This window comes from Sphingobacterium sp. 1.A.4 (assembly GCF_002734245.1).
GTDB lineage: Bacteria > Bacteroidota > Bacteroidia > Sphingobacteriales > Sphingobacteriaceae > Sphingobacterium > Sphingobacterium tenebrionis.
Genome location: NZ_PEAZ01000003.1, coordinates 1 through 961, shown reverse-complemented (window position 1 = coordinate 961; position 961 = coordinate 1). Strand labels below are relative to the sequence as shown.

Below are 961 nucleotides of genomic sequence, written 5' to 3'. Positions count from 1 at the left end.
TTTAGGTACCCCCAGCTTTCATGGCTTGACGGGCGGTGTGTACAAGGCCCGGGAACGTATTCACCGCGTCATTGCTGATACGCGATTACTAGCGAATCCAACTTCACGGGGTCGAGTTGCAGACCCCGATCCGAACTGTGAATGGCTTTTCGAGATTGGCATCACATTGCTGTGTAGCTGCCCGCTGTACCATCCATTGTAGCACGTGTGTAGCCCCGGACGTAAGGGCCATGATGACTTGACGTCGTCCCCGCCTTCCTCTCTGCTTGCGCAGGCAGTCTGTTTAGAGTCCCCACCTTMACGTGCTGGCAACTAAACATAGGGGTTGCGCTCGTTGCGGGACTTAACCCAACACCTCACGGCACGAGCTGACGACAGCCATGCAGCACCTAGTTTCCTGTCCCGAAGGACGCATCCGTCTCTGGATGCTTCAGTAACTTTCAAGCCCGGGTAAGGTTCCTCGCGTATCATCGAATTAAACCACATGCTCCTCCGCTTGTGCGGGCCCCCGTCAATTCCTTTGAGTTTCACCCTTGCGGGCGTACTCCCCAGGTGGATGACTTAACGCTTTCGCTTGGACGCTTACTGTATATCGCAAACATCGAGTCATCATCGTTTAGGGCGTGGACTACCAGGGTATCTAATCCTGTTCGATCCCCACGCTTTCGTGCATCAGCGTCAATAACGGCTTAGACAGCTGCCTTCGCAATCGGTGTTCTGAGACATATCTATGCATTTCACCGCTACTTGTCTCATTCCGCCGTCTTCAACCGCATTCAAGCACTTCAGTATCAAGGGCACTGCGACAGTTGAGCTGCCGTCTTTCACCCCTGACTTAAAGTGCCGCCTACGCACCCTTTAAACCCAATAAATCCGGATAACGCTCGGATCCTCCGTATTACCGCGGCTGCTGGCACGGAGTTAGCCGATCCTTATTCTCCGGGTACATTCAGCCCTCCAC

Annotated in this window: 1 rRNA gene; it reads right to left on the bottom strand. The window is 54.0% G+C overall.

The window, feature by feature from the left end:
• Nucleotides 1–961, bottom strand: a 16S ribosomal RNA gene (locus tag CRJ00_RS01395); the annotation flags it as partial.